This is a genomic window from Streptomyces europaeiscabiei, from assembly GCF_001550375.1.
Lineage (GTDB): Bacteria > Actinomycetota > Actinomycetes > Streptomycetales > Streptomycetaceae > Streptomyces > Streptomyces europaeiscabiei.
This window is the reverse complement of sequence record NZ_LRTR01000431.1, coordinates 21,940-28,163: the sequence shown is the minus strand read 5'-3', so window position 1 is coordinate 28,163 and position 6,224 is coordinate 21,940. Positions and strand designations below refer to the sequence as shown.

The following is a 6,224-nucleotide window of genomic DNA, read 5'->3' as shown; positions in this document are numbered from 1 at the left end:
CCGAGCGCGTCCCGCATCTGCGCCGCGACCGTCTCCGGGCCACCGGCGGGCAGGGGGCCTCCCCGGGCCTCGGCCCCCTCCCGCAACGCGTCGAGCACCGTGTCGAGCAGCGGGCGGAGCGCGCCGGGACCTCGGGGTCCCGAGGCGAGGGGCGGAGTGGTCATGGATTCCTCCGGAGCACGGGGAATCCCATTTTGTACGCCGATCGGGTGCCGGGCCCGAAAAAGCCGATGATTACAACCGAAAGAGGGTACGAGGACACGCCCCCAGCGGCGGCGCGCCCGTTGAGGGGCGCGGGGAACTGCGCGACCAGCCACGAACGGCCTTCAGCCCGCAGCCCCGGAGCCCCCGCCCCCGCAGCCCCGACGGCGGAACCCGGAAGAACCCGGCTCCTACGCCTCTCGCACGCGCAGCGCACGTGCGAGGTCGTCCAGTTGATCCACCAGCTTGCGTCGCAGTGCCGGAATCAGGTCGCCGTGCTGAAGACACCGCTCCCCCAGGTCGAGCGTCTCCGGGTCCACCGCATACACCGGGAACGCCCACCGTCCTGCGGCTTCCGCGATCGCCGGTCCTCGCCTGGCGGCCAGCGAACCCGCGTCGGCCCAGTAGCGCTCGACGTACTCCCGCAGGAGGTCCGCCTGCTCGGGTTGCCAGAACCCTTGGGCGGTGGCGGTGAACAGGTAGTTGGAGAGGTCGTCGGTGGTGAACATCGCCTCCCAGGCGGCCCGCTTGGCCTCGGGTTCGGGCAGCGCGGCCCGGCAGCGGGCGGCGCCCTCCTGGCCGCTGGCGCTGGGGTCCCGTTCCAGTTCGTCGGCGATCGCGGCGGCGTCGACCGCGCCGAGGACGGCGAGCCGGCCGAGGACGCGCCAGCGCAGTTCGGGGTCGAGTTCGGGGCCGCCGGGGACCGTGCCGTCGGCGAGCCAGGCGGCGATGGTCTCGGGGTGGGCGGCGACGTCGATGGCGTGGCGTACGGCGGTGAGGCGCAGGCCGGGGTGGTCGCCGTCCTCGGTGCGGCGGATGAGGTCGCGGCACAGGGAGCCGATGGTGGACAGGCCGCTGGCGCGCTGCTCGGGGGTGAGGAAGCGGTCGGCGACCTGGGTGGTGGCGAAGGTGAGGACGCCCTGGACGATGGCGAGGTCGCTCTCGCGCGGGAGGTGGGTGCGGGCGGCTTCCAGGTAGGCGGTGGGCGGGAGTTCGGCGTCGCGTACGGCGTCGCGCAGGGCGTTCCAGACGACGGCGCGGGTGAGCGGGTCGGGGAGGCCGCAGAGGTGGTCGGTGACGGCGGCGAAGGAGTCGGGGTCGAAGCGGATCTTGGCGTAGGTGAGGTCGCCGTCGTTGAGGAGGAGCAGTGCGGGTCGTTTGCCGATGGGCTGGTGGGTTGCGTGGGGGAGGTCGAGTTCGACGCGGTTGCGGAGGGTGAGGTGGCCCTGGTCGTCGCCGGGGTCCTGGTCGTAGATGCCGACGGCGATGTGGTGGGGGCGGTTGCCGGTGCGGTCGACGGTGAGGGTGTGGGTGCCGTCGGCGGCGCGGGTGATCCTGGGGGTGAGGGTGTCGACGCCGGTGGTGCGGAGCCAGGCGTCGGCCCAGGCGTGGACGTCGCGTTCGGTGGCGCCGGCGAGGTTGTCGATGAAGTCGGCGAGGGTGGCGTTGCCGAAGCGGTGGCGGGTGAAGTGGGCGTTGATGCCGGCGAGGAAGTCCTTCTCGCCGAGCCAGGCGACGAGCTGGCGGAGGGCGGAGGCGCCCTTGGCGTAGGAGATGCCGTCGAAGTTGAGGAGGGCTGCGGCGGTGTCGTCGACGTTCTCGGGGGCGACGGGGTGGGTGGAGGGGCGCTGGTCGGCGTCGTAGCCCCAGGCCTTGCGGGCGATGCCGAAGTCGACCCAGGTGTCGGCGAAGCGGCTGGCTTCGGTGAGGGTCTGGTAGCCCATGTACTCGGCGAAGGACTCGTTCAGCCAGATGTCGTCCCACCACCTGAGGGTGACGAGGTCGCCGAACCACATGTGGGCCATCTCGTGGGCGATGACCATGGCGCGGGTCTGGCGTTCGGTGTCGGTGACGGCGGAGCGGTAGACGAACTCGTCGCGGAAGGTGACGAGGCCGGGGTTCTCCATGGCGCCGGCGTTGAACTCGGGGACGAAGGCCTGGTCGTAGGAGTCGAAGGGGTACGGCTCCTCGAACTTTTCGTGGTAGCGGTCGTAGAGGGCGCGGGTGACGTCGAGGATCTCGTCGGCGTCGGTGTCGAGGTGGGGGGCCAGCGAGCGGCGGCAGTGGATGCCGAAGGGCAGGCCGCGGTGTTCGGTGCGCACGGAGTGCCAGGGGCCGGCGGCGACGGCGACGAGGTAGGTGGAGATCGGCGGGGTGGTGGCGGCCCGCCAGGTGCCGTCGTCCTGCTGTTCGGTGATGCCGTTGGCGAGGACGGTCCAGCCTTCGGGGGCGGTGACGGTGAGGTCGAAGACGGCCTTGAGGTCGGGTTGGTCGAAGGCGGCGAAGACTCGTTGGATGTCGTCCAGGAAGAGCTGGGTGTAGACGTAGGTCTCGCCGTCGGTGGGGTCGGTGAAGCGGTGCATGCCCTCGCCGGTGCGGGAGTAGCGCATGGCGGCGTCGACGCGCAGTTCGTGTTTGCCCGGGTTGAGGCCCTTGAGGGAGAGGCGGTTCTCGTCGAGGGCCTCGGGGTCGAGAGGCTGTCCGTCGAGGGTGACGGAGCGCAGTTCGGCGGGCTTGAGCTCGACGAAGGTGTCCGCGGCCTTCTTCTTCCCCCGCACGGTGAAGTGGATGACGGTACGGGAGTCGAAGGTCTCGTCGCCGCGCGTGAGGTCGAGTGCGATCTCGTAGCGGTGGACGTCGAGGAGCCGAGCACGGGCTTGCGCTTCGTCGCGCGTCAGTACGGACATGAGGGACATGCTGCCTGATGCCTTTGGCACAGGACAGGGGCGGGCCTGGTACGCGACCTTTGTCCGGTCGCGTGCGCCGCGCGTCCGGCCGTATGCGGCCTATGCCCGGTCCTTCGCGCCGTCGTGCTGTGCGGGTACGCGCCCCCGGTCGCGGTGGGCGTCGTCGGTGCCCTTGAGTTCCTCGTGTTCCTTGAGGCGGGTGCGCAGGTCGCGGACCTCGCGTTCCAGGGCGTGGGAGCGTTCGTGGGCGTCGTAGAGGTAGCGGACCTTGGTGCGCAGGGCCCAGGGGTCGATGGGTTTCATGACGAGGTCGGCGACGCCGAGGCGGAAGGCGGCGGCGGTGAGTTCGGCGTCGGGGCCGAAGCCGGTGAGGAGGATGACGGGGATGTGCTGGGTCTGTTCGACGCCGCGCATGTAGTGGACGACGTCGAGGCCGCTGACGCCGGGCATGCGGACGTCGAGGAGGAGCAGGCCGACCTGGCCGCGGAGGACTTCCTTGAGTGCCGCGTCGCCGCTGGTGGCGCGCGTCAGGCGGTAGCCCAGCGGGGCCAGGGCGCTCTCCAGGGCGTACAGCGTGTCCTCATGGTCGTCGACGATGAGGATCCTGGCTTCCGACGGCATGACCTCTCACGGCGTGTAGTCGTTCCCTGACAAGGAGTGCTCACGCAGGATGCCCGCCGGCGGACTCGATGTCACTCCCCTGCGTCTGGTGCTGTGCCGGTCGTGCCCGCGCTGCCGTTCAGCGTGTCGTCCGCGATGCGTTCGTGGTGCCGGATGACCTCGGCGATGATGAAGTTCAGCAGCTTCTCCGCGAACGCCGGGTCCAGCTTGGCACTTTCGGCGAGTCCGCGCAGGCGGTTGATCTGTTGCGCCTCGCGGCCCGGGTCGGCGGGGGGCAGTTGGTGCGCGGCCTTGAGGTGGCCGACCCGTTGGGTGCATTTGAAGCGTTCGGCGAGCATGTGGACGACGGCGGCGTCGATGTTGTCGATGCTGTCGCGCAGCCGGGTGAGTTCCGCCCGGACGTCCGCGTCGACCTCGTCGGCCGGCGCGGCCGCGGTGTTCGCGTCGTCGGTGTTGCTGGTGGTCATGGTCGTTCACCCTAGCGACGCTGTGGTTCGGTGCCCGCACCGGCTTAGAGTGGAACGTATCGGGGCGTCTTTGGGGGTGCGGACGTGGCGAACGGCGGACCGGTCGAGCACGGCTACCCGCATCTGGACACCGTGCGGGCGTCGATCACCGCACTGTACAAGCGGCTCTCGTACGACACGATCCAGCTGTTCGCCACCAGTGTGGCCCCCGTCGACGTGGCGTTCTGCGACACCGACGATCTCCATCTGGGTGCGCAGCGGGTGGCGCGGGAGCTGGTGCGGCACTATCGGCTGCCGGAGGCCCGGATGGTCGTCGGTTTCCGGGAGATGACCCATGCGGCGAGCGTCGAGCTGGCGGCGGGGCCCGAGTACTTCGTCGAGTTGAACGACCGGTTCCGCTCGCACCGCCGGGACATCGGGGCGGCCCTCGCGCACGAGGTCATGCACGTCTATCTGCACCGGCTCGGGCTGTCCTTCCCCGGCACGCGTGAGAACGAGATTCTCACGGACACGGCGGCGACGTATCTGGGGGCGGGGTGGCTGCTGCTGGACGCGTACCGGGAGGATTCCGCGTCGTCGCAGAAGCTGGGGTATCTGACGCCGGAGGAGTTCGGGTACGTGCTGGCCAAGCGGGCGCAGGTGTTCGGTGAGGATCCCTCGGTGTGGTTCACCAGTGCGCAGGCGTATTCCGCGTATGCGCAGGGCCGGGTGCGGGCTCGCCGGGACGAGCAGCAGCCGCCGCTGACGGCGGCGGGGTGGGCGGGGCGGCGGCGGTACGCGCGGGATCGGCGCCATGCGCAGGACCTGCGGTCGGGCTCGGCGGGGTCGGGGGTGCCGTATGTGTTCACGCCTGAGGGGCGGGGGCCGTTGCGGGTGTCGTTTCCCTGTCCGACGTGTCATCAGCGGATTCGGGTACCGGTTCGGGGGCGGGTTCGGGCGCGGTGTGGGTTGTGTCGGACGGTTCTGGAGTGCGACACGTAGGTCTTTCGGGGGCGCGTGCGGGGGTACGGTGCCCCGGCGGGGGCTGGTGCGTGGGGGCTGGTCGCGCAGTTCCCCGTGCCCCCGGGAGTGGCGGGCCCGGTCATGAGGCGCCGTACACCGGGCGTGGTTCCTCCGCCTCGGCCAGGAGCTTTCGTACGGTCTCCCCCGCCCCCTCCGGCGTCCAGCGCGCCCCTTTGTCCGCTGTGGGGCCCGGGTGCCAGCCCTCCATGACGGTGATGCGGCCGCCCTCGGTCTCGAAGACCCGGCCGGTGACGCCCTCGCTCGCGGTGGAACCCAGCCACACCACCAGCGGGGAGACGTTCTCCGGGGCCATCGCGTCGAAGCCGGCGCCGGGGGCGGGGGCGGCCATGGCCTCGGCGAAGGCGCCCTCGGTCATCCTGGTGCGTGCGGCGGGGGCGATGGCGTTGACCTGGACGCCGTAGCGGGCGAGTTCGGCGGCGGCGACGAGGGTGAGGCCGACGATGCCGGCCTTGGCGGCGCTGTAGTTGCCCTGGCCCAGTGAGCCCAGCAGGCCCGCGCCGCTGCTGGTGTTGACGATCCTCGCGGTGGGTGTGCGGCCGGCCTTGGTCTCGGTGCGCCAGTGTGCGGCGGCGTGTTTCAGGGGGAGGAAGTGGCCCTTGAGGTGGACGCGGAGGACGGCGTCCCAGTCGTCCTCGTCGAGGTTGACGAGCATGCGGTCGCGGAGGAAGCCGGCGTTGTTGACGAGGGTGTCGAGTCGGCCGTAGCTGTCCAGGGCGGTGCGGACGAGGGAGGCGGCGCCGTCGGTCGTGGCGATGTCCCCGCCGTGCGCGATCGCTTCCCCTCCTGCGGCGCGGATCTCCTCGACGACCCGGGCGGCCGGGCTGTCGGGGTTCGGTGTGCCGTCGAGTCCGACGCCGAGGTCGTTGACGACCACGCGGGCGCCCTCGGCGGCGTACGCGAGCGCGTGAGCGCGGCCGAGGCCGCGTCCCGCCCCGGTCACGACCACGACGCGCCCTTCGCAGAGCCGGTGCGTGCCGCTCATCGCGGTTCCCCTTTTCTCGTTGTCCTTGTCAGCGGTGGTCTGCGCCGCGAGGTGCATGAGGCTGCGCCTCACCGAGTGAGCCGCGCCTCGTGGGCCGTGGCCGTGCCCGGCCTTTCGTGGTCCGCCGCGTCGGCTGTCGCGCCGGGTGGATCGTCGGCGCTTGTCCGCTCGTCGCCGGTCGCCCTCCGCTTGTCGGCGGCCGGTGTCGGTTCATCGCCGGTCGCCACCCGTTCCTCGGCGGCC

At 71.4% G+C, this 6,224-nt stretch carries 5 protein-coding genes and 1 pseudogene; 1 reads left to right on the top strand and 5 read right to left on the bottom strand.

The genetic code is table 11. The features are described 5' to 3' along the window. From AWZ10_RS53780 to AWZ10_RS20855, 4 genes and pseudogenes are all read right to left on the bottom strand, one after another. Nucleotides 1-164: pseudogene (locus AWZ10_RS53780) on the bottom strand (aspartate aminotransferase family protein); the annotation flags it as partial. 228 nt (nucleotides 165-392) lie between these two features. Next, nucleotides 393-2,897 (bottom strand): aminopeptidase N, encoded by a 2,505-nt coding sequence (gene pepN, locus AWZ10_RS20865; RefSeq protein WP_060891790.1) that lies wholly within the window; start codon nucleotides 2,895-2,897, stop codon nucleotides 393-395. A 90-nt stretch (nucleotides 2,898-2,987) separates the two neighbouring features. Then, complete coding sequence (locus AWZ10_RS20860; RefSeq protein WP_046709956.1) at nucleotides 2,988-3,509, bottom strand: response regulator; 522 nt, start codon at nucleotides 3,507-3,509, stop codon at nucleotides 2,988-2,990. 71 nt (nucleotides 3,510-3,580) lie between these two features. Next, entirely contained in the window at nucleotides 3,581-3,976 is a 396-nt protein-coding gene (locus AWZ10_RS20855; RefSeq protein WP_046709955.1) for a chorismate mutase, read from the bottom strand. An 84-nt stretch (nucleotides 3,977-4,060) separates the two neighbouring features. Here AWZ10_RS20855 and AWZ10_RS20850 point away from each other — a divergent pair, with 84 nt between their 5' ends. Continuing rightward, the gene (locus tag AWZ10_RS20850; protein WP_060891789.1) at nucleotides 4,061-4,957 is read left to right on the top strand and encodes a hypothetical protein; all 897 of its coding nucleotides are present in this window, start codon (nucleotides 4,061-4,063) and stop codon (nucleotides 4,955-4,957) included. Nucleotides 4,958-5,057: 100 nt separating this feature from the next. Here the strand turns inward: AWZ10_RS20850 and AWZ10_RS20845 are convergent, their stop codons facing one another. Continuing rightward, nucleotides 5,058-5,981: an SDR family oxidoreductase gene (locus tag AWZ10_RS20845; RefSeq protein WP_060891793.1), complete on the bottom strand. Its 924-nt coding sequence runs from the start codon at nucleotides 5,979-5,981 to the stop codon at nucleotides 5,058-5,060. Nucleotides 5,982-6,224 lie beyond the last annotated feature (243 nt).

Excerpts from the sequence above, each read along its gene's own strand:
- pepN (WP_060891790.1), bottom strand. The coding sequence starts at position 2,897 with ATGTCCCTCATGTCCGTACTGACGCGCGACGAAGCGCAAGCCCGTGCT.
- AWZ10_RS20860 (WP_046709956.1), bottom strand. The coding sequence starts at position 3,509 with ATGCCGTCGGAAGCCAGGATCCTCATCGTCGACGACCATGAGGACACG.
- AWZ10_RS20855 (WP_046709955.1), bottom strand. The coding sequence starts at position 3,976 with ATGACCACCAGCAACACCGACGACGCGAACACCGCGGCCGCGCCGGCC.
- AWZ10_RS20845 (WP_060891793.1), bottom strand. The coding sequence starts at position 5,981 with ATGAGCGGCACGCACCGGCTCTGCGAAGGGCGCGTCGTGGTCGTGACC.